The sequence below is a fragment of the Acetobacter sacchari genome (assembly GCF_017377715.1).
Classification (GTDB): domain Bacteria; phylum Pseudomonadota; class Alphaproteobacteria; order Acetobacterales; family Acetobacteraceae; genus Acetobacter; species Acetobacter sacchari.
This window is the reverse complement of record NZ_JAFVMF010000009.1, coordinates 150459-169712: the sequence shown is the minus strand read 5'-3', so window position 1 is coordinate 169712 and position 19254 is coordinate 150459. Positions and strand designations below refer to the sequence as shown.

Genomic DNA, 19254 nt, shown 5'->3' with positions numbered 1-19254 from the left:
TGAGCAGAATTTATGTATTTATGAAATCAAATCATTTTCGTTCACTCGACTGATCGGGCATAAAATAAGCATGACCGCTTAACAGTTGATGTGACGAAGGCTTCGATGATTCAGGATTCATCTTTTTATGTAAGGCGACTTTGTTTTGATGAGGATTATTGTCCCTCTGACAACACGCGTCTCACGACCAACTTTGCTAATCTGGCTAGAGGGGACAGTCGTCAGGAGAATTTGCGTAACGTCCTGCGAATGATTGACAATCGTTTCAACGACTTGGCCCATTGGGATAATCCGAATGGAGATCGCTATTCCGTCGAGATTGAGATCGTCTCCGTTGAGATGGATATCGACTCGACGGACAAGGGTGATCGTTTTCCGTTGATCGAGATTTTGAATACGACGATTGTCGATAAAAAAGATAATAAACGTATTGCCGGCGTCGCAGGCAATAATTTTTCTTCCTACGTAAGGGATTACGATTTCAGTGTTTTGTTGTTGAAATACAATGAAAATAAAAAAGAATTTGTCGTTCCGGCCGATTATGGAGCTCTGCACGGAAATCTGTTTAAGTGCGCGGTGAATTCGTCGGCGTATAAAAAAAACTTTGGTAAGCGTCCTGTAATATGCCTCAGTGTTTCGAGCAACAAAACCTATTCCCGAACTGGAAATAAGCACCCTGTTCTGGGCGCGGAGTATCAGCAGAATGAATTTTCTCTGACGGATCAATATTTCAAGAAAATGGGAATGCAGGTTCGCTATTTTATGCCGACCGGTGGCGTTGCACCGCTGGCCTTCTACTTTTTTGGCGACCTTCTTTCTGATTATTCCGCTCTGGAGCTTATCGGCACCATCAGCACTATGGAGTCTTTTCAGAAGATTTATCGTCCTGAAATCTACAATGCCAACTCCGCGGCGTCTGATTGCTATCAGCCAAGCTTGAAGCATCAGGATTATTCCGTAACCCGCATCGTCTATGACCGGGAGGAGCGCAATCGACTGGCGGTAGCGCAGGGTAAATATACGGAACAAGGCCTTATCAAGCCGTACCGAGAAATTCTTGAGGCGTGGTCCGCAAATTATGCCGCTTGATTCCACGAACAGTACAAGGTCACCTCTTATGAAAAAATTGCTCCCAACCTCCACCGCTGGCAGTCTTCCGAAGCCGTCCTGGCTTGCTCAGCCTGAGACGCTCTGGTCGCCATGGAAATTGCAGGGGGAAGAACTGCACGAGGGCAAGCAGGACGCCTTGCGTCTGACACTGGATGATCAGGATCGTGCAGGAATTGATATCGTCAGCGACGGCGAACAGACGCGTCAGCATTTTGTGACGACATTCATCGAGCACCTTAGCGGCGTTGATTTTGAAAATCGACAGACGGTCAAAATTCGGAATCGCTACGATGCCAGCGTGCCGTCGGTTGTGAGCGCTGTGGTGCGCGAAAAGTCCGTTTTCGTCGAGGACGCGAAGTTTTTACGCGGGCTCACAAAAAAGCCAATCAAATGGGCGCTGCCTGGTCCGATGACCATGATCGATACTCTCTATGACGGTCACTATAAAAGTAGAGAAAAGCTGGCGTGGGAATTCGCCAAAATCCTTAATCAAGAGGCGAGAGAACTGGAGAGCGTCGGTGTCGATATTATTCAGTTTGATGAACCTGCATTCAATGTTTTTTTCGACGAGGTCAATGACTGGGGCATCGCCACGCTGGAGCGAGCCATTGAAGGACTTAAATGCGAAACGGCAGTTCATATCTGCTACGGTTACGGTATCAAGGCTAATATAGACTGGAAAGAGGGGCTGGGGGCAGAGTGGAGGCAGTATGAAGAAATTTTTCCGAAGCTGCAGAAATCCTCTATCGATTTGATTTCATTGGAATGCCAGAACTCTCGCGTTCCAATGGATCTGATAGAGCTTATCCGGGGTAAAAAAGTAATGGTCGGCGCCATTGATGTGGCGAAGAACGCCATTGAAACGCCGGAAAGGGTCGCTGATATCTTGAGAAAAGCATTGAAGTTTGTAGATGCTGACAAACTTTATCCTTGCACTAACTGCGGCATGGCTCCTTTGCCACGGAAGATAGCACGCGGCAAGCTTCATGCGCTAAGCGCTGGTGCTGAAATCGTTCGAAGAGAGCTTTCAGCCTGATCGAGCGCGTGGCCGGGACAGTGATCGATGATGAGTTGAGAAGACGGCGTCGGCAGAGCGCTCACGACGCGAGCGCTCACGTCGATTCTGTCCTATCTTTTGATGCCAGAGTCCTCGAGAAAGCGAACGACCTACCACTTTTGTTACTTTGAACGAAATATAACTACACGAGTATAGTGGGTTAATTTTTTTTTCCAGATCACGCGTGCGGTCGAGCGTCCATTTTACGCTTTCCAGATCGGAAATGCGTTGTGTGTTTGGGGCTATAAGCGCCAAAGGCATGCGCAAATGCGCACCTTCACTATAGAGGGTCGCTCAATATCCGTTGCCGCATCCATAATGAGAGTTGGTGAAGCAGTGGATATGTTCAAACGCTTCGACGTTTTGATCGTCCGTAGTTAAAAATTGTACATTTTCAAACAATGCAAAGTAGGGAGCGCCTTTTCTTCTTGGTGGGAACGGAAAGTGGTGTCGCGGAAGATGCTGCCGCTCGGGCTGCGTTGTATGCCGTGCAATCAATGCCTGAATTGAAGATTTTCTCGGTTACCGGAACCACGGCATTACACAGCACGGACATTCGAATCCGCTTTCAGGGTCAGGAATGCCGTCCTGAGGTGTGGTATCGCATGTCCGGGCCGACGCAGCGTGCTCTTTCTCAGCGCTGTTCTTCGAGACGGGAGTAACCGTCTCCTTGGGACCTCCAATCCCTTCGTCTTGCGTAAGATCAGGCATCATCGTTCGCTATCAAAGGTGAAAATCCGGATAATTTATGCTGGCGGCGACGATAGGAGCTTTGAAGAATGAGGTGAAATGATATATTTTAATGATCACATGAATTTTGTGCATTTTGGAGTCCCGCATGAGTGTTCTTGAGCGTAGTCATCTGATAATTATTCAGGAAGTTGCGCGAGAGGGATCACTGACGGCTGCCGGGGCGCGTCTGCATCTGACCCAGCCAGCTCTCAGCCATGCGATCCGCAAGATAGAACGCCAGCTTGGCGTGAAGATATGGCGGCGGGAAGGCCGATCTCTGGCGCTTACTCAAGCGGGGGAGTGGCTGCTGTCATTGGCGAATCGGTTGCTACCCCAGTTTGAACTGGCGGAAAATCGCTTAGAGCAATTCGCAAATGGTGAGCGTGGTACATTACGCATTGGGATGGAGTGTCATCCCTGCTACCAGTGGCTCCTCAAAGTCGTATCCCCTTATCTGGAGCGGTGGCCGAAAGTCGATGTTGATGTACGGCAAAAGTTTCAGTTTGGTGGAATTGGCGCGCTTTTCAGCAACGAAATTGATATTCTGGTTACGCCTGACCCACTTTATAAACCAGGCCTGAAATTTACTCCTGTCTTTGACTACGAGCTTGTGCTGGTTGTTGGGAGTGGACACCCGCTGGGGGATGAAAAATTTGTCTTGCCAGAGCAGTTGGCGGGCGAAACGTTAATAACTTACCCGGTTCCGACTGAACGCCTTGATATATATACACAATTTCTTCAGCCGGCGGGCATCGCCCCGCGACAGCAGAAGCAGATAGAGACGACTGATATTATGCTGGTGATGGTAGCGCATGGCCGGGGTGTCGCAGCGCTCCCCCGGTGGTTAGCAGAAGAATACGCATTACGTTTTGGACTTTGCACTATAAAACTCGGTAAAAATGGCATCGCGAAGCAAATATTTCTTGGCTGTCGTGAGACTGATGAAGAGATTCAATATGTGGGAGATTTTATCGAATTCGCGGGTTCATCCTTTTAGATAACTGAGGTCGGTTCTTTAGTTATTTTGTAGTAATAGAAATGCGAATTTTGGAAGAATTTTTAATTAAAACCTCGCGAGGTGAAAAAATGTGAGTGAACTACGCCGACTGACGAACTAACGAGTGAGCGTTTGTGGCGCTGTTGTAATGTACCGTGACGCGTCAGGGTTGGACGATTATCACCTTCTGAGCGACATCATATTTGTGAATCGATATACTTTACACAGTTCACGTTTCCAACGTTGAAACGTTATGGGGGTTTCGGCCCCAATGACGAACTGCATAGTTGAAGGAAGCTGTTTACCTAAAGTGAACATGATTGGAGGTCATATTTCAGAAATATCTCTATTTTTTTTTGGTATTTTTTAAACTATTGTCGTTTGTGCACGCATATAAATTCTCCTTTATTTTTAATGAACTTAGACAAGATGACTTATCACGAGATCCGTGAATTCAAGCGGCTTTTCAATATTCGAAAGATGCGCCGCCTCAAGCATTGCACATCTCGCACTGCGGATGCCGTCGCGCAATTCATAAGTCTGCTCGGGCGGCGTCGCTGGATCTTCGGTTCCACCAATAATGAGGGTCGGCGTCCTGATGAGAGGGAGCAACGGTCGCAAATCCATATCGCGGATTGCGGCGCAGCAACCTGCATATCCTGTCGCGTTCGTGTGTAACAGCATATCGAGGACGAATTTGGTGTTGTCGCGGTTATTGCGAAACTCTTGTGTGAACCAGCGCTCAACCACGGCCTCCGCGATCCGGCTCATTCCCGCATTCAGCACAGTACGAATGCGAGCATCCCAGGCTGATGGCGGCCCCATATACGGTGAGGAGTTTGCAATGACGATGCGCTTGAGCCGCTCAGGGGACCGAACGCCCAGCCATTGAGCTGTCATTCCGCCGAGTGATAAACCGCAAAAAGAGAACTGTTGAATCTCGAGCGCATCGGCGAGTTCAAGCACGTCCCGCCCCAGTCGATCGAGACTATAGGAGCCTACAGGAACGTCTGACTTGCCGTGCCCACGCGTATCATAGCGGATAACGTGAAATTGCTCCGAAAGTCGGGCTATTTGCGGGTTCCACATATCCAGGCTGGTGCCGAGAGAGTTCGATAAAAACAGAGGTTCCGCTTTTTGGTCCCCGTTCTGCGTGTACGCGATGCTGCAACCGTCGCCCATTGTGAGAAATTTACGGTTCATCCTAGGTCACCTCCAGCTACAGGCAGAACCGATCCCGTAATGTAGGATGCCTCGTCGGACGCCAAAAATAGAATTGGGGCCGCCTGCTCTTCAATCGTACTGTAACGTTTCAGAAATGTAGAGTCTTTGACTTGCTCGACGACTTCGTCCATCCAGACCTGCTCCTGCGGCGTGTCTCCACCCGGGTTACGCGGGATGCGGCGCGGCGGAGCTTCCGTGCCGCCCGGGGCGGCCGCGACGATGCGAATATTCGATTCTGCATATTCCATTGCCAGGCTCGCTGTCAGGGCATTAACTCCGCCTTTGGCTGCGGAGTAGGGGACGCGGTGAATGCCGCGCGTCGCATTAGAGGAGATATTCACGATGGTGCCCCCTCCGCCTTGAAGAAGATAAGGTAGAGCTGCGTGACACCCCCAGAGCGTTGGCATAAGGGAGCGTCGAATCTCGGCCTCGATCTGAATTGCTTCGAAGGCATGGAACGGGCGCATGCGAATAGCTCCGCCGACGCCGTTTATAACTATGTCGATTTTCCCAAAGGCGATGTGCGCTGCTTCCATAGCATCCTGCGCGCCTTTCCACGTTTCCATATCGACAGATATGGATGCTGTTCGTCCAGCCTGCCCTCTAGCGGCGGACCGTGCAACTTCGTCAACGAAATCTGCCCGATCGACAAACATTACCTGCCCGCCTTCAGCCACCGCCCGGGAAGCGACAGCGTGGCCGATGCCCTGCGCTGAGCCGGTTACTACCAGAACCTTGCCGGTAAAGCGTCCTTGAAAAATCATACTCATACAGCCTCACTGGCCGCGAATTTTTCATAATAAAAATGTCTTGGCTCGACGTTTTTCCTTTTAAGAAAAACGCGAACCGCTTCGACCATAGGCGGCGGCCCGCAAAGGTAGATGTCGCAATCTCCACCATTCAGTCGCGCGTCATCGAGATGATGCGTCACATATCCCCTCAGAGGGTTGTGGCTATTTTCGTCGGCGACAACACAATCCCACGTAAAACCGGGAATATTGGCGGCAAGCGTCTTAATTCGCTCCAGCTCGGCCAGATCGCCGTCGTGGTTGACGCCATAGATTAAATGGACAGGGTGATTACACTCACTCCGGGTAAGCACTTCCAGCATCGAGAGCATTGGCGCGAGCCCCGTGCCTCCCGCAAGGAGAATCACTGGTCGCTCCACTTTCCGCAGGAAGAAGCTTCCATTGGGACCAACAAAACGCATCTTCACGCCGGGCTTGGCTTCGTCAGTCAACCAGCGGCTCATCAGACCATCAGGCACATTGCGAATGAGAAAACTCACGCTGTCTGAACGAGGACGCGAACTGAAGGAATAAGCACGCGTTTCCGTTGTTCCAGGAACGTTGAGGTTGACGTATTGTCCAGGCAGAAAATCGAGCTCGCCTTTTCCGGCGAGGTCGAGCGTCAGAACAATAGTGCTGTCTGATACAAGGTCGACTGTCTTCAGCTCGGCTTCATATTCCTGAGCCTTGATTTTGCATGCGGATGACGGCGCCGGCACCGAAATTACGCAGTCAGACGAGATGAGCATCTGACAGGTGAGCACTAAACCCTCCGCCGCCTCATCTTCTGTCAACGCGTCTTCGATATACTCATCACCGAGTTCATATTCGCCCTCCTCACAACGACATTTACAGGTTCCACAGACGCCGTCTGAACAATCCATCGGGAGATTAATTTTATTACGGTAGGCTGCGTCGAGTACCCTCTCACCGTCTTTGCAGTCGATAATGCGCGTAGCACCATCTTCAAAATTCAGAGCGACACGATAGCTCATACGACCCTCCGCCAGAACCAAACAAAAATCGGTTCTCAGACATGATAAATATCGATAACCTGATGAATGTAATCATCCTTCAAAAAAATCGTTTTTTTTGATATGAGCGGCGAATTACCATCCATATCAATGGTGCAGGACGTCGAGCCAAAGAATCTGTCAGTTGTCTTGTACCGATGGCTCAACGTCTGCCAGTTATATCGCACATTCAATGATTTTTCGGATTTTTCGACAATTTCGATATTACTAATGAAATGGCAGGTCCTCGGCTCAGGTGTCGAGGCACTCGAGCGCTCCGTTTTGATGCGGAACACGCGATCTTCAAGTCCATCCCGGTTCGGATAATAAATTAGAGAGACTTCGCTTTGGGGATCCTCCACCAAAGTGTCATCGTCGTCCCACGCAGGCATCCAATAGGAAACTGTGGGTGAATAACACGTCAGCCATTCATCCCACTGCCGATCATCGAGAAGGCGGGCTTCCTTATAAAGAAAGGCGCAAACCTGTTCGTAATCACCGCTCATGTTACGCTTCCCACGACTTCTGCCCGCATGGTCGGATTGTATTCGCTATTACTTGTACGCAGTAGCCCCTCACGCAACACCTTCACCCAATTCTCGTGTTGCCGTACAAAAAGACCCTCGTCTTCGCTCTGCGTCCCGCTGAGGAGAGGCTTCAGACCCATTTCACGTGCGTTGTCGTCAGCGCCCTCGATCCAGCGTGTGGCGCCGCGGCTGAGATCATTCCAAAGGTTGCTACCTTTGGCATAAGAGGATTGACAGGATCGGAACTCCTCCAGATCGTCGGGAGTGCCCATACCGCTTACGTTGAAGAAGTCTTCATATTGCCTGATACGTGTGGCGCGATCCGCAGCGCTTTCACCTTTTGGAGCGAAGCAATAGATCGTTATCTCAGTTTTATCGACGCTGATTGGTCGAACGACCCTGATTTGGGTCGAAAACTGGTCCATAAGGTAGACGTTGGGATACAAGCACAGATTTCGCGTCTGCTCGATAATGAACTTCGCGCGTTCACCGCCAACGCGCTGCGCCAATTCGTCCCGGCGGCCATAAATTGGCCTTACTTCAGGATTCAGAAGCTTGGTCCAAAGCAGAATGTGTCCGTTTTCGAATCCGTACACTCCACCTACACTTCGCGACCAGCCATTGGCGTCAACAGCGCGTGTGCCCTCTGATTCATAGTTTCGGCGTCCCATGGTCGCGGCGTAATTCCAATGCACGGAACTGACGTGATAGCCGTCGGCGCCATTTTCGATCTGCAGCTTCCAGTTTCCGTCAAATACGTAAGAGGAACTGCCTCGGAGAACTTCGATTCCCTCAGGAGCCTGATCAACGATTTGGTCAATGATTACTTTTGTCGCGCCTAGATAATCTTCAAGTGGAGCTATATCGGCCTTCATGCTGCCAAATAGGAATCCGCGGTAGTTCTTGAACTGGGGTACTTTGGCGAGGTCGTGAGATCCAGCGGTATTAAACATCTCTGGATAGCCACCAGTTTTTCCGTCCTTTACTTTCAAAAGTTTCCCTGAGTTATTGAAGGTCCATCCATGGAATGGGCATGTGAAACTGGATTTGTTGCCATGCTTGCGTCGACAAAGCATGGCGCCACGGTGCGCGCATGCGTTGACATGAGCATGGAGTTCGCCTGTTTTGTCACGGGTAATCACGACCGGTTGGCGGCCAATTGTCGTGGTGAAATAGTCGTTTATGTCGGAAATCTGACTTTCGTGCGCAAGGTAAACCCAATTACCTTCGAAAATGTGCTCCATTTCAAGATTAAAAAAATCCTGGTCAGTGAAGATATCGCGACGGCACCGGGATATTCCAGACTCCTTGTCTTCCACGATAGATGTTTCTAACCGTTCGAGAAGGGAATGGCGCATGATTTTTCTCCCGCTAAATTCCACCAGAAATCAGAGTTTCTGGAGAGTATTATTATTGTTATTTTGGAGAATGGTTCAGTCAGCCATCACGCGCGGACGACTGGAGAAGTGCTCTTCCTCTTCGTTAAGCGCAGGAGTAAGGACGAAATCAAATTTGATTTCAGCATAGGGTTCGTTAAGTCCAGCAGCGCTGATATCTGCGGAGTTACTGTGCCGGATGATCGGCGGAATGAGTTCGTCCCGTGTCGCATAAGCGAAGTCATCGTTTATGTAAGGATCATTTTCGATATTTATCTGTGTCGTTAGCTGTCGATATCCTGGAGCTTCAACGAAAAGATGGATATGTGCGGGCCTTTCGCCATGTCGACCGATGGCGGACAGGATGGTATCCGTGCTGCCGCCGGGTGGACAGGCATAACCGGACGGCATGATGCTGTGAAACATGTAATCGCCGTTTTCATCCACTCTCAGGCGACGGCGCATATTAAAATCTGTCTGGGATTTATCGAAAAAGGAGTAATTTCCTTTGGTGTTGGCATGCCATACATGCACCAGCGCATTTGTAACCGGCTTTCCGTTGGTGTCGCTTACATGCCCATGCATAATTATCTGCTCACCTGGATCGCTGCCGTCATCAAGGCGGGAGCCGCTCTCAACGATGGGAGCCCCGGCGACATAAAGGGGGCCTTCGATCGTGCGCGGCGTGCCCGCTGGAATTCCAGCCGCGCGGTCCCTCCTGTCCGCACGCAGATCAAGAAAGTGCTCGAAACCCAGTCCTGCGGCCCACAGGCCGATTTCCCCCGAGCCCGCCGCAAGGAAGTTCAGAGCCAGCCAGAATTCGTCGTCGGTGACATCGAAAGTATCAATAGTGTCGTACAAATCTCCAACAATCTTACGGATAATTTTCTTCGTTCTCTCATCGCCTTTGGCGTCTGGATTTGTCAGGCCGGAAACCCGATCGAGGAACTCTGTGATTTCCACGGATTTTGTGAACTCTGTCATGGTCATGCCCTTTTTTTGTTATTGTTCAATTTTTGTGATTTTTATTTGCGAAGATATATTTTAACGATCATCATCGTGTAATGAAGATGGGTGGCGATTCAGTGGTGTTACCTTGATGGTCATAAATGGATAAAGCGGCAAACCTGTGAGAAGGTCGTGAAGTTCTGCATTATTATCAACATCGAAAATGCTCACATTTGCGTAGTGACCAGTTACGCGCCAGATATGTCGCCACTTTCCGGAACGCTGCAATTCCTGGAAGTGGTTTTTTTCTGTTAGCTTAAGACGTTCGAATTCTTTCTGATCGAACGTTAATGGGACTGAAAGGTCCATTTCCACCATAAAGAGCATTTGTTGGCCCTCACTGATTGTTACGTCTAAAGCGCGCGATGGCGCGTTCATCAAGAGAAACTCCGAGACCGGGACCTGTCGGAACGGAGAGGCAGAACTCCGAATACTGTAGAGGATTCTCAAGAATTTCTTCGGTAAGCAGAAGCGGTCCGAACAGTTCGGTGCCCCACTCAAGAGACTGAAGAGTTGCAAAGACGTGAGCGGAAGCTGCGGTGCCGACTCCTGCTTCGAGCATGGTTCCTCCGTAGAGGCCAATACCGGCCGCTATGGCGATACCCGCGACGTCTCGCGCAGCTTGCAAGCCGCCGGACTGAGCGATTTTCAGGGCGAAAACCCGCGCGCCCGCTGTGGAGGCGACGGCAAAGGCGGAAACAGGACCATTCAAGGCTTCATCCGCCATCAGAGGGATCGTATGCCGCGCGGTAAGGCGCATCATCGCTGGCAGGGCATGTCGTGGAACAGGTTGCTCAACAAGATCGATACCTGCGTCGGCCAGAAGCGCCATTCCGAGATCGGCCGAAGCTTCGTTCCAGGCCTGATTAACGTCAACGCGGACACTTGCCGAGTCGCCTAGCGCCTTTTTGATTGTCGCTACATGCCTGACATCGTCGCGAACCGAGCGCTTTCCGATCTTTAGCTTGAAAATGCGATGTCGCTTTGCCTCCAGCATTGCTTCGGCTTCTGCGATATCGCGGGAGGTGTCGCCACTGGCCAGCGTCCACGCTACCGGTAGTGTGTCACGCACACGCCCACCGCCAATCAAGTCAGAAACGGGCACGCCCAAACGCTTGCCCGCGGCGTCGAATAGCGCGGTCTCGAGAGCGCATTTCGCAATATGGTTGCCTGAAACATGGTGCTCAACGTGCTCCATGACCTTACCTATTTGGCTGATGTCATGGTTCTCGAGAAGCGGGAGAATGTAGGTTTCCAGTGCGCCTTTGATGCTTTCCGGACTTTCCGGGCCGTAGCTCAGGCCGCCGATGGTCGTGCCTTCACCAATCCCCTCAATACCGTCGGCGCCACGGAGCCGTAGCAGCACAATCGTCTGACTGCGCATCGTGGCCATCGACAGGACGTGAGGTCGGATCGTGGGCACATCAAGAATGATAACTTCAGCATGTTTGATGTGGACTGTCACAGGATCATGCCCGCTTGATATTTTGACTGAGCCGACGTTATGCCTCGCTCACAGGATCGCCCAAGACTATTATGGTCTCAATTACATACCGAAAGAGTATGGAGGACGTGGTGGATTTACGTGTTTTGCGGTCATTCGTGACAGTTGCCGAGGAGCGCAATTTCACTCGCGCAGCGGAAAGGCTGCATATCGCCCAACCGCCACTAAGCAGGCAAATTCAACAACTTGAAGCAGAAATCGGAGCGTTGCTGATTGACCGTTCCCAGAGGCCGCTTAGTCTGACGTCGGTCGGTTGGCTCGTTTATGAGCAAGCCCAGCGCCTTCTTGGTCAACTAAACACGATGCAGGAAGTGCTGTCGCGTGCAATTGGAGCCGAAAAGCGCCATTTTGCCTTGGGTTTCGTCTCATCAACCATGTTCGCGCGCTTGCCTACGCTCATTCGTGGGTTTCGACGGCGCGCACAAAGTGTTGAATTAACCATGTCCGAATTGGTGACCCTTGATCAGGTGGCGGCGCTGAAGGAAGGGCGGATCGACATCGGTTTCGGGCGCATTCGTGTCGAAGATAGCGCGATCCGACGTATTGTGCTGCGCGAAGAACGGCTGGTTGTCGCCATGCCTGAACTACACGCACCTGAAGACCCTGATGCGCGCGTTTCGCTTCAGGAACTGGCGAGGCTGCCACTGATTGCATATCCAAGATTTCCACGTCCGAGCTACGCTGATCAGGTTTTGGCCGTGTTTCATGACCACGATCTGGTCCCACGCGTAGCTCACGAAGCACGCGAACTTCAGAGCGCGATCGGATTGGTTGCGGCTGAGGAGGGAATTTGCATTGTGCCCGAGTCCGTTCGCCGGTCTCAGATGGACGGCGTCTGCTATCGCGAGTTGGTGGAAGAGGCGTCTTCTCCCATCATCATGAGCTATCGTTCAGGAGATCAGTCTCCCGAACTCGTCGTGATGGCGCATACGATCAAGGAGATATATTCCGATCTGGGTTATCCCATCCCCGACGGGATACAGACGCTGGCTGGAACTGGTCCGGCATTTACGTGAATTTCACCTCGTTCCATGGAAACTATCAGAAGCATGCCGTTGAAAAATAGGACTGACAAGGCAAGTCGTGACTTTGTCGATGCCCTGGCCCGCGGCCTGGATGTTCTGCTCACTTGCGCCGACGCCTCCGAAGGGCTGACCCTTGCTGAAGTGGCGCGTCGTACTGATACGACACGCGCCAGCGCGAGACGCTCCTTGCTGACACTCGTTGCGAAAGGGTATCTGGTCAGTGATGGGCGTTTGTTCTCCCTAACCCCCAAAGTTCTGGCCCTCGCGGCGCCAATGATTTCGGCGCCGCTCACGCGCAATGTGCAGCCTGTTTTGGATGAACTGAGTAACCGCTTTGACGAGAGTTTCTCGGTTGCGGTGCTCTCGGGTTCCGACATTATCTATCTGGCGCGGGCGGAGGCCCGTCGGATCGTCTCGCTCAATCTGGGACCCGGCACGCGCTTGCCCGCCTGGTGCACCTCGCTGGGGCGAGTCCTGCTTGCCGATTTGCCTCCCGCAGACTGGGCTTGCTTGATCCCTCCCGTTCTCGCGCAAAGGACAGCGACGACCAAAACAGATCGTACTCTGTTGATGCAGGAACTTCGGCGCGTGGCCGAGGATGGCTACAGCATTCTCGACGAGGAACTCGAGCCCGGTCTTCGTTCTCTCGCCGTCCCGATAAGGCGGCAAGGGGGACAGGTAGTCGCGGCGCTGAATGTAGGCACACAGAGCCACCGGACGAGCCGGGATGATTTGGAAAAGGTTTTCCTCCCGGCCCTGAAACAGGCTGCCGATATCATAGCGCCGGCTTTTTATTGATCGACTAATATTTCTGTTCTGCCCAAACGATTTTCGGATGGGCGGTGAACAGACCTATCCGCTTACAACGCGGTATGATCCCGTTTTTTTTACTTGCATCCTTTTGATTCGAGCAGAGTATGTGCGTATAGCGGATTTATGTGCGCCATACGCACATTTCTGTGGCATCTCGTTGTGCATGCAGGAGAGAAAATATGATCGACAAACGGGTACGTGATATCGCCGAAGGGCTGGAAGGCATCCAGGATGGATCGACAGTGATGGTCGGTGGCTTCGGCTCTGTCGGGCAGCCTGACTCTCTGATCGAAGGCCTGATTGAACAGGGCGCTCGTGAACTCGTTATCGTCGCGAATAACGCTGGTAGCGGCCATGTTGGTCTTGCGAAACTGATGGAAGCCGGTCGAGTGCGAAAAATCATATGCTCCTTTCCGCGTTCTGCCGGATCGGTCGTGTTTGAAGATTTGTTCAAGGCTGGAAAACTGGAGTTGGAAATTGTTCCTCAGGGAACCCTGGCTGAACGCATTCGGGCGGCGGGCGCCGGAATTCCTGCATTTTACACGGCGACGGGTGTCGGCACCAAGATTGCGGAAGGAAAAGAAACCCGTGAATTTGACGGTAAGACCTACCTGATGGAGCGTTGGCTTCCGGCCGACGTCGCCCTGGTCGAAGCGTGGCGTGTCGATCGCTGGGGCAACTGCGACTATCGCGGCAGCGGTCGGAATTTCAACGCGATCATGGCCACCGCCGCGAAGACGACAATCGTGCTTGCAAGAAAAATTGTCGAATTGGGCGAAATCCTTCCGGAAAACGTCGTGACGCCGGGCCTCTTCGTCAGTCGTGTCGTGCCATTTCAAAGCAATATTCCGGTTTGATAGAGAGTAATCTCAAGGAAAAGTCGCATGTCCGAATTTACGCCTCTTTCCCGTCGCGCAATGGCCGCGCGCGTCGCGCACGACATCCCGGAAGGCTGGGTCTGCAATCTTGGAATCGGGATTCCGACCCTCGTTGCAGATTGCCTGCCGATAGATCGGGAAGTTATCCTTCATTCGGAAAATGGCATTCTGGGTATGGGGCCTTCTCCGGCTCCAGAGGACATTGATCCGTGGGTGATCAACGCAGGCAAGCAGAATGTCACCTTGCTTGATGGCGCTTCGCTGTTTCATCACGCAGACAGTTTCGCGATGATTCGTGGCGGGCATATCGATCTGTGTATCCTCGGCGCGTTCGAGGTGGCGGAAAATGGAGATCTCGCGAACTGGGCTACATCCGCCGAAGACGCGGCGCCTGCTGTGGGCGGTGCGATGGATCTTGCCGTGGGCGCCAAACGGATATGGGTTGTGACAGAGCATACCACGAAGGATGGCGCCCCCAAGCTGGTGAGCCATTGCTCTTACCCGCTGACAGCGCCGGGCGTCGTAGACCGCATCTACACCAACCTTGCGGTCATTGATGTGACGTCACGAGGGTTTGAGGTGGCCGAAATTGTCCCCGGCCTGAGTTTTGAGGCATTGCAGGCGCAAACTGGCGCAGTGCTGCACAGGAAAGAGAACTGATATGCCTGAGGCATTTATCTGCGACTTTACTCGGACGCCAATCGGTCGCTTTGGCGGCGCGCTGAAGGATGTCCGTGCGGATGATCTCGCTGCGCATCCGCTGCGTGTCCTGCGTGAACGCAACACGTCCGTTGACTGGGATGCTGTGGATGATTGCTATCTTGGCTGCGCCAATCAGGCCGGCGAAGATAATCGTGACGTCGCACGCATGGCCGTTCTCCTCGCCGGATATCCTGTCACGACACCGGGTTCGACCATCAATCGCCTCTGCGGTTCCGGACTTGATGCAGTCGGCACTGCGGCAAGAATGATCCGTTCGGATGAGGGCGAGCTTTTGCTGGCCGGCGGCGTTGAAAGCATGACCCGCGCTCCCTTTGTGATGGGCAAAGCGAGCGAAGCGTTCAGCCGCAAGGCAGAGATGTTCGACACGACGATTGGCTGGCGTTTCGTCAATCCCGCCATGAAGGCCGCCTGGGGCGTGGATTCCATGCCGGAAACGGGAGAAAATGTCGCAGAACGGTATAGCATTTCGCGAGCGGATCAGGATTTGTTCGCGTTTAACTCACAACAACGCGCCGCCAAAGCTCAGGCCAATGGGTTCTTCGCAAAAGAAATTACGCCAATAACCGTTAAAACACGAAAAGCGGAGAGCGTTGTTTCACAAGATGAGCACCCACGAGCGGACACGACGCTTGAGGCGCTGAAAAAACTTCGCGCTCCATTCAAGGCTGAGGGCGGTACGGTGACGGCAGGCAACGCCTCCGGCGTTAACGATGGCGCGGCAGCGCTGGTGCTTGCAAGCGAGAAGGGCGCCTCACGCCACGGCCTTACGCCGCGAGCGCGTGTCGTCGCCATGGCGACCGCAGGAGTTGAGCCGGGTGTCATGGGCATTGGTCCCGCGCCCGCAGTGGCAAAGCTTCTCGCGCGGACATGCCTGTCGCTTGCAGACATTGATATTTTCGAATTGAACGAGGCGTTTGCCAGTCAGTCCCTCGCAGTGCTGCGTCAACTTGGCCTCCCGGACGACGCCGCTCACGTCAATCCGAATGGTGGAGCAATTGCTTTGGGCCATCCTTTGGGAATGTCGGGCGCACGTTTGGCTCTCACGGCTGTTAATGCGCTTGAGACCCTTGGTCTGAGACGTGCGATCGCGACCATGTGCGTCGGAGTCGGACAGGGCGTCGCGCTTTTGATCGAGCGTGTTTGAGGGGCGTTCTTTGGCGAACAGCGCCTGCTGCTTAAGCCGCAGGATCGAGCGTGGGCGATCAGGTGATGACGGTGCGTCGTCAGCTAACGGGCGATCATACTGAGTTTGTAGGTTGACGTGCTTCCGGCTCCGGTCAGTTCTTCGCTTTTAGTGAAGTCCACTCAACGTAAAGGAGTTTTGAGCCCGTCAGCTTTTCTTGTCCCCGGATATAGAGTGGCGCGAGTAGATCTCTAAGTGACACCAGTGAGTGTTGGAGAACGCAAGTCGCGATGCTATCCCGCTTCGAAAGTTGCTCCAGTAGGCTGAAGCGGCTGCAAGCTATCATTCTTGCGAAGCTGATCGGCCATGCTTTCCAGGAACACACGAACACGAGTGGGGACGAGGGTTCGTGTCGGTAGCAATGCGCAGATTGGCGCCGGAGGACTTTTCCATTCGGGCAGAACGTGAATAAGCCTTCCGGCGCGTACATCGTCGGCTACGTCGATCCACGATTTCATTGCGATGCCTGAGCCAGCCAACGCCCAATCGCGCCAGACTTCGCCATTGTTACAACGAAGTCTCGATCTGGCCTCGATTTCCGCGAGACGACCGTCAGGACCGATCAGTTTCCATACGGCGCCATGACCCTGATGTAGGCAATCGTGATCCACGAGAGCTTCTGGCGTCGTGGGTGTTCCTCGTGCGGCGAGATAGTCCTTTGACGCGACAACCACGCGGTGGCTGTCCGCCAACTTTCGTACAATAAGACCTGAATCACTTGGGCCTCCGATACGAATGACGACATCCAGGCCCTCGTCGATGACAGCTGTGACGCGGTCTGTCAGCAGGAGATCAATCGACATACTTGGATAGGCTGCGGCAAGCCGCCGGGAGACCGGGCTCACGTGCATTCGGCCAAGCGCAATTGGCGCACTGACTCTCAGAAGGCCCTGTGGCTCGAGCCGACCATGGGACAACATTTCCTCTGCTTCACTCACTTCTGCGAGGATACGCTGCGCCCGTTCCAGAAGCTTGCCGCCCTCGTCGGTCAGCGAAAGCTTGCGTGTGCTTCGTATCATCAGGCGAGTGCTCGACCCGAGCCTCCAACGCAGCAAGCCGCTTACTCACGACGCTGAGTGCAAGCCCCATTTCCCGCGCGGCGGCCGAGAGGCTGCCCTCGGCGGCTATACGGACGAAGGTGCGCAGTTCCTTGATATCGTCCAGCATAACTCTTTCCGAATGGTGGAGAATGTCTCCACAATTTCACGCATATCGCCGCGAGCGGAAAGAGCTCAAATCAATCTCCGTGCATTTTCGTTGGAGCCCACGCCATGACCTCCTTTCTGTTCACACCGATTTCGATTGGAGGCCAATATCCTCGGAACCGGATCGTGACGGCGCCGGTGACCCGCGCGCAGCATCCAGCCTGGCGATAGTCCAAGCGCGATGAATGCGACCCATTATGCGCAGCGGGCGTCTGCTGGTCTGATCGTCACCGAGACTGCTCAAACCTCCCCTCAGGGCAAGGGCTATTCTTTCGCCTCTGGTATCTACAGCAGTGAACAGGTCGCCGGTTGGCGCTTGGCAGCCGAAGCGGTCCATGCGGCGGGGGCAGGATCTTCAATCCCGATCTGGTTGCACGCCTTCTGGGGGAATCTCCTCTGTTCGGCGCCTGACGAAGATAGCTTCTTTGGCGGCGGCATGCAGGGCTACACAGATTATCCTGTCACTGCCGCGACGCCCTACCCGATGGAGAGATGAAACGATGCCTGATACTTTCGACGCTCTCCCGGCGATGACCCGACGAAGCGCCTTTACGCTGCCGCTCGCAACCGCAGCGCTGGCAACAGCGGCAGGGCGAGCAATGGCGGGGCCTCCTCAGCCAACTCCAACCGAAACCGCAGAGCCCCTTGGTATCGGGTTGGAGGGGTGGCCATATCCTGGTCCCGTGTCCTTCCTGCCGCTTGTGATGGGTGGGCAGTCTGTGCGTATGGCCTATATGGATTTCGCGCCGACGTCGGGGGCCAACGGCCGGGCGATCCTCTTGCTACATGGGAAAAACTTTGATGGCAGCTACTGGAGCGGACCGGTCGACTGGCTGCGAGGCGCCGGCTTTCGCGTGATCGTGCCCGACCAGATAGGCTTCAATAAATCGTCCAAACCCGATCTCGACTATTCTTTCGAAGCGCTGGCACGCAACACGTTGGCTTTGGCTGACGCCCTGTCGCTTGGCCGCATCACGTTGTTCGGGCACTCGACCGGCGGCGCACTCGCCGTGCGCATGGCCAGTATAGCGCCCGATCGGATTGAGCAACTCGTGCTCGAAGACCCGATCGGACTGGTCGATTACCGTGCTTTCATTCCCCCGCAGGAGACTGAAACGCTCGTTGCGGCCGAGCATGCATACACGATCGCCAGCTACCGGGCGTTCATTGCTCACTTCTTTCCATTGTTGCCCAAGAACTCATACGAGCCTTTTGTGACATGGCGAATGCGCACAACGCTATCAAGTGAGTTCGATCGCTTCGCCCGCGCTTCGGCGCTCACCTATCAGATGATTTATCGAGAACCAACTCGTCCGCTCTACGCTTCTCTTCCCATGCCTGTCCTGCTTACTGCGGGAACGAAGGATCATTCGGCGCCGCTCATATCCTACGCATCCGCCGCGGCGAGAGCGGCGATGCCGGGGATCCATCCGGCAGCGCAGCAGGCAGTAAACGAGTTGCGCAATGGTCGATTTATCTCTTTCTCAGATGCTGGCCATGTGCCGCATTTAGAGATGCCGGAGCGATTCCGCGCCGAGCTTCTTTCATTCGTGAAATCATAGGGCATTAAAATGTTTTTTAGAAAATCTCTCTGTCTTGTCTTTATGGCGATAACCGCCCCTGCCTTGGCCGCTCCGACCACAGATGCGTTTCATTCTATCGTGAATGTTGACTTGATGCCGAGCGATCAGGCCGAGGGAGAAAAGCTTCTGGTCAATTATCGGGATCAGCTAAGAAACGATCCGAATGTTCAGTCGATCGCCCTGATACAGCAGGCTGGCGATGCGTCGAATCATTTTATCCTGACTGAAACCTTCGCCAGCGAAACGGCCTATCGGCGTTTTATCGAATCAGAGGCGGTTCGTCGCTTTCGAACCGCGCTCTATCCACATTTAGGTAGCCCTTGGGATGAACGCCTAGGCAGCGAACAGTTGCGTTGAGTTTTAGGAATTGTGTGAAAGAAAAAATGTCTTCGCAGTAACCACAACTGCTGTCGTTTAGGGATAATTGGGGCGATCTGGCAGTCTATAGTGTCAGACCCTCTTCAAATACACATCTTAATCGCTACGCTGGCGCCTTGCCGCCGATTAC

General features: G+C 53.2%; 21 protein-coding genes. 11 read left to right on the top strand and 10 right to left on the bottom strand.

Features of this window, described 5'->3' with window-relative positions:
• The first annotated feature begins 105 nt into the window (after positions 1 to 105).
• The 3 genes from J2D73_RS10000 to J2D73_RS09990 all read left to right on the top strand — a co-directional run bounded on the left by J2D73_RS10000 (position 106) and on the right by J2D73_RS09990 (position 3896).
• Complete coding sequence (locus tag J2D73_RS10000) at positions 106 to 1089, top strand: DUF1852 domain-containing protein (protein ID WP_207881413.1); 984 nt, start codon at positions 106 to 108, stop codon at positions 1087 to 1089.
• 28 nt (positions 1090 to 1117) lie between these two features.
• Positions 1118 to 2146 carry a methionine synthase gene (locus J2D73_RS09995; protein ID WP_207881412.1) on the top strand — a complete coding sequence of 343 codons (1029 nt, stop codon included), beginning with the start codon at positions 1118 to 1120 and terminating at the stop codon, positions 2144 to 2146.
• Positions 2147 to 3005: 859 nt separating this feature from the next.
• Entirely contained in the window at positions 3006 to 3896 is an 891-nt protein-coding gene (locus J2D73_RS09990) for a LysR family transcriptional regulator (protein ID WP_207881411.1), read from the top strand.
• A 420-nt stretch (positions 3897 to 4316) separates the two neighbouring features.
• On the opposite strand, the gene pcaD is transcribed toward J2D73_RS09990, so the two are convergent.
• From pcaD to J2D73_RS09950, 8 genes are all read right to left on the bottom strand, one after another.
• The gene (gene pcaD / locus J2D73_RS09985; RefSeq protein ID WP_243429840.1) at positions 4317 to 5078 is read right to left on the bottom strand and encodes a 3-oxoadipate enol-lactonase; all 762 of its coding nucleotides are present in this window, start codon (positions 5076 to 5078) and stop codon (positions 4317 to 4319) included.
• Between the two features lie 17 nt (positions 5079 to 5095).
• Positions 5096 to 5890 (bottom strand): benzoate diol dehydrogenase BenD, encoded by a 795-nt coding sequence (gene benD, locus J2D73_RS09980; RefSeq protein WP_243429830.1) that lies wholly within the window; start codon positions 5888 to 5890, stop codon positions 5096 to 5098.
• The gene (benC, locus tag J2D73_RS09975; RefSeq protein ID WP_207881409.1) at positions 5887 to 6903 is read right to left on the bottom strand and encodes a benzoate 1,2-dioxygenase electron transfer component BenC; all 1017 of its coding nucleotides are present in this window, start codon (positions 6901 to 6903) and stop codon (positions 5887 to 5889) included. The genes benD and benC overlap by 4 nt, the downstream gene beginning before the upstream one ends.
• 35 nt (positions 6904 to 6938) lie before the next feature.
• Positions 6939 to 7427, bottom strand: coding sequence for a benzoate 1,2-dioxygenase small subunit (gene benB / locus J2D73_RS09970; protein WP_207881408.1), 489 nt, complete (start codon positions 7425 to 7427; stop codon positions 6939 to 6941).
• Positions 7424 to 8806 (bottom strand): Rieske 2Fe-2S domain-containing protein, encoded by a 1383-nt coding sequence (locus J2D73_RS09965; RefSeq protein ID WP_207881407.1) that lies wholly within the window; start codon positions 8804 to 8806, stop codon positions 7424 to 7426. The genes benB and J2D73_RS09965 overlap by 4 nt, the downstream gene beginning before the upstream one ends.
• Positions 8807 to 8881: 75 nt before the next feature.
• Positions 8882 to 9808: a catechol 1,2-dioxygenase gene (catA, locus tag J2D73_RS09960; protein WP_243429829.1), complete on the bottom strand. Its 927-nt coding sequence runs from the start codon at positions 9806 to 9808 to the stop codon at positions 8882 to 8884.
• 60 nt (positions 9809 to 9868) lie between these two features.
• Positions 9869 to 10210, bottom strand: a complete 342-nt coding sequence (locus J2D73_RS09955) for a muconolactone Delta-isomerase (protein ID WP_456304358.1) — start codon at positions 10208 to 10210, stop codon at positions 9869 to 9871.
• Positions 10170 to 11297 carry a muconate/chloromuconate family cycloisomerase gene (locus J2D73_RS09950; protein ID WP_207881405.1) on the bottom strand — a complete coding sequence of 376 codons (1128 nt, stop codon included), beginning with the start codon at positions 11295 to 11297 and terminating at the stop codon, positions 10170 to 10172. The genes J2D73_RS09955 and J2D73_RS09950 overlap by 41 nt, the downstream gene beginning before the upstream one ends.
• A gap of 71 nt (positions 11298 to 11368) precedes the next feature.
• On the opposite strand from J2D73_RS09950, the gene J2D73_RS09945 reads away from it, so the two are divergent.
• From J2D73_RS09945 to pcaF, 5 genes are all read left to right on the top strand, one after another.
• Entirely contained in the window at positions 11369 to 12352 is a 984-nt protein-coding gene (locus J2D73_RS09945; RefSeq protein ID WP_341535066.1) for a LysR family transcriptional regulator, read from the top strand.
• Between the two features lie 39 nt (positions 12353 to 12391).
• Positions 12392 to 13159 carry an IclR family transcriptional regulator domain-containing protein gene (locus J2D73_RS09940; protein ID WP_243429828.1) on the top strand — a complete coding sequence of 256 codons (768 nt, stop codon included), beginning with the start codon at positions 12392 to 12394 and terminating at the stop codon, positions 13157 to 13159.
• A gap of 194 nt (positions 13160 to 13353) precedes the next feature.
• The gene (locus J2D73_RS09935) at positions 13354 to 14031 is read left to right on the top strand and encodes a 3-oxoacid CoA-transferase subunit A (protein WP_207881402.1); all 678 of its coding nucleotides are present in this window, start codon (positions 13354 to 13356) and stop codon (positions 14029 to 14031) included.
• A gap of 27 nt (positions 14032 to 14058) precedes the next feature.
• Positions 14059 to 14712, top strand: coding sequence for a 3-oxoacid CoA-transferase subunit B (locus J2D73_RS09930; protein WP_207881401.1), 654 nt, complete (start codon positions 14059 to 14061; stop codon positions 14710 to 14712).
• A 1-nt stretch (position 14713) separates the two neighbouring features.
• Positions 14714 to 15919 carry a 3-oxoadipyl-CoA thiolase gene (pcaF, locus tag J2D73_RS09925; RefSeq protein ID WP_207881400.1) on the top strand — a complete coding sequence of 402 codons (1206 nt, stop codon included), beginning with the start codon at positions 14714 to 14716 and terminating at the stop codon, positions 15917 to 15919.
• A 272-nt stretch (positions 15920 to 16191) separates the two neighbouring features.
• Here the strand turns inward: pcaF and J2D73_RS09920 are convergent, their stop codons facing one another.
• The gene (locus tag J2D73_RS09920) at positions 16192 to 16977 is read right to left on the bottom strand and encodes a substrate binding domain-containing protein (RefSeq protein WP_207881399.1); all 786 of its coding nucleotides are present in this window, start codon (positions 16975 to 16977) and stop codon (positions 16192 to 16194) included.
• The gene (locus J2D73_RS09915) at positions 16889 to 17125 is read right to left on the bottom strand and encodes a helix-turn-helix domain-containing protein (protein ID WP_207881398.1); all 237 of its coding nucleotides are present in this window, start codon (positions 17123 to 17125) and stop codon (positions 16889 to 16891) included. Before J2D73_RS09915 ends, J2D73_RS09920 begins: the two co-directional genes overlap by 89 nt.
• 192 nt (positions 17126 to 17317) lie before the next feature.
• Here J2D73_RS09915 and J2D73_RS09910 point away from each other — a divergent pair, with 192 nt between their 5' ends.
• The 3 genes from J2D73_RS09910 to J2D73_RS09900 are packed head-to-tail and all read left to right on the top strand — an operon-like array spanning position 17318 to position 19103.
• Positions 17318 to 17659 (top strand): oxidoreductase, encoded by a 342-nt coding sequence (locus J2D73_RS09910; protein WP_341535067.1) that lies wholly within the window; start codon positions 17318 to 17320, stop codon positions 17657 to 17659.
• A gap of 4 nt (positions 17660 to 17663) precedes the next feature.
• Positions 17664 to 18725, top strand: coding sequence for an alpha/beta fold hydrolase (locus tag J2D73_RS09905; protein ID WP_207881396.1), 1062 nt, complete (start codon positions 17664 to 17666; stop codon positions 18723 to 18725).
• A gap of 9 nt (positions 18726 to 18734) precedes the next feature.
• Positions 18735 to 19103 (top strand): putative quinol monooxygenase, encoded by a 369-nt coding sequence (locus J2D73_RS09900; RefSeq protein ID WP_207881395.1) that lies wholly within the window; start codon positions 18735 to 18737, stop codon positions 19101 to 19103.
• The last annotated feature ends 151 nt before the right edge of the window (positions 19104 to 19254 follow it).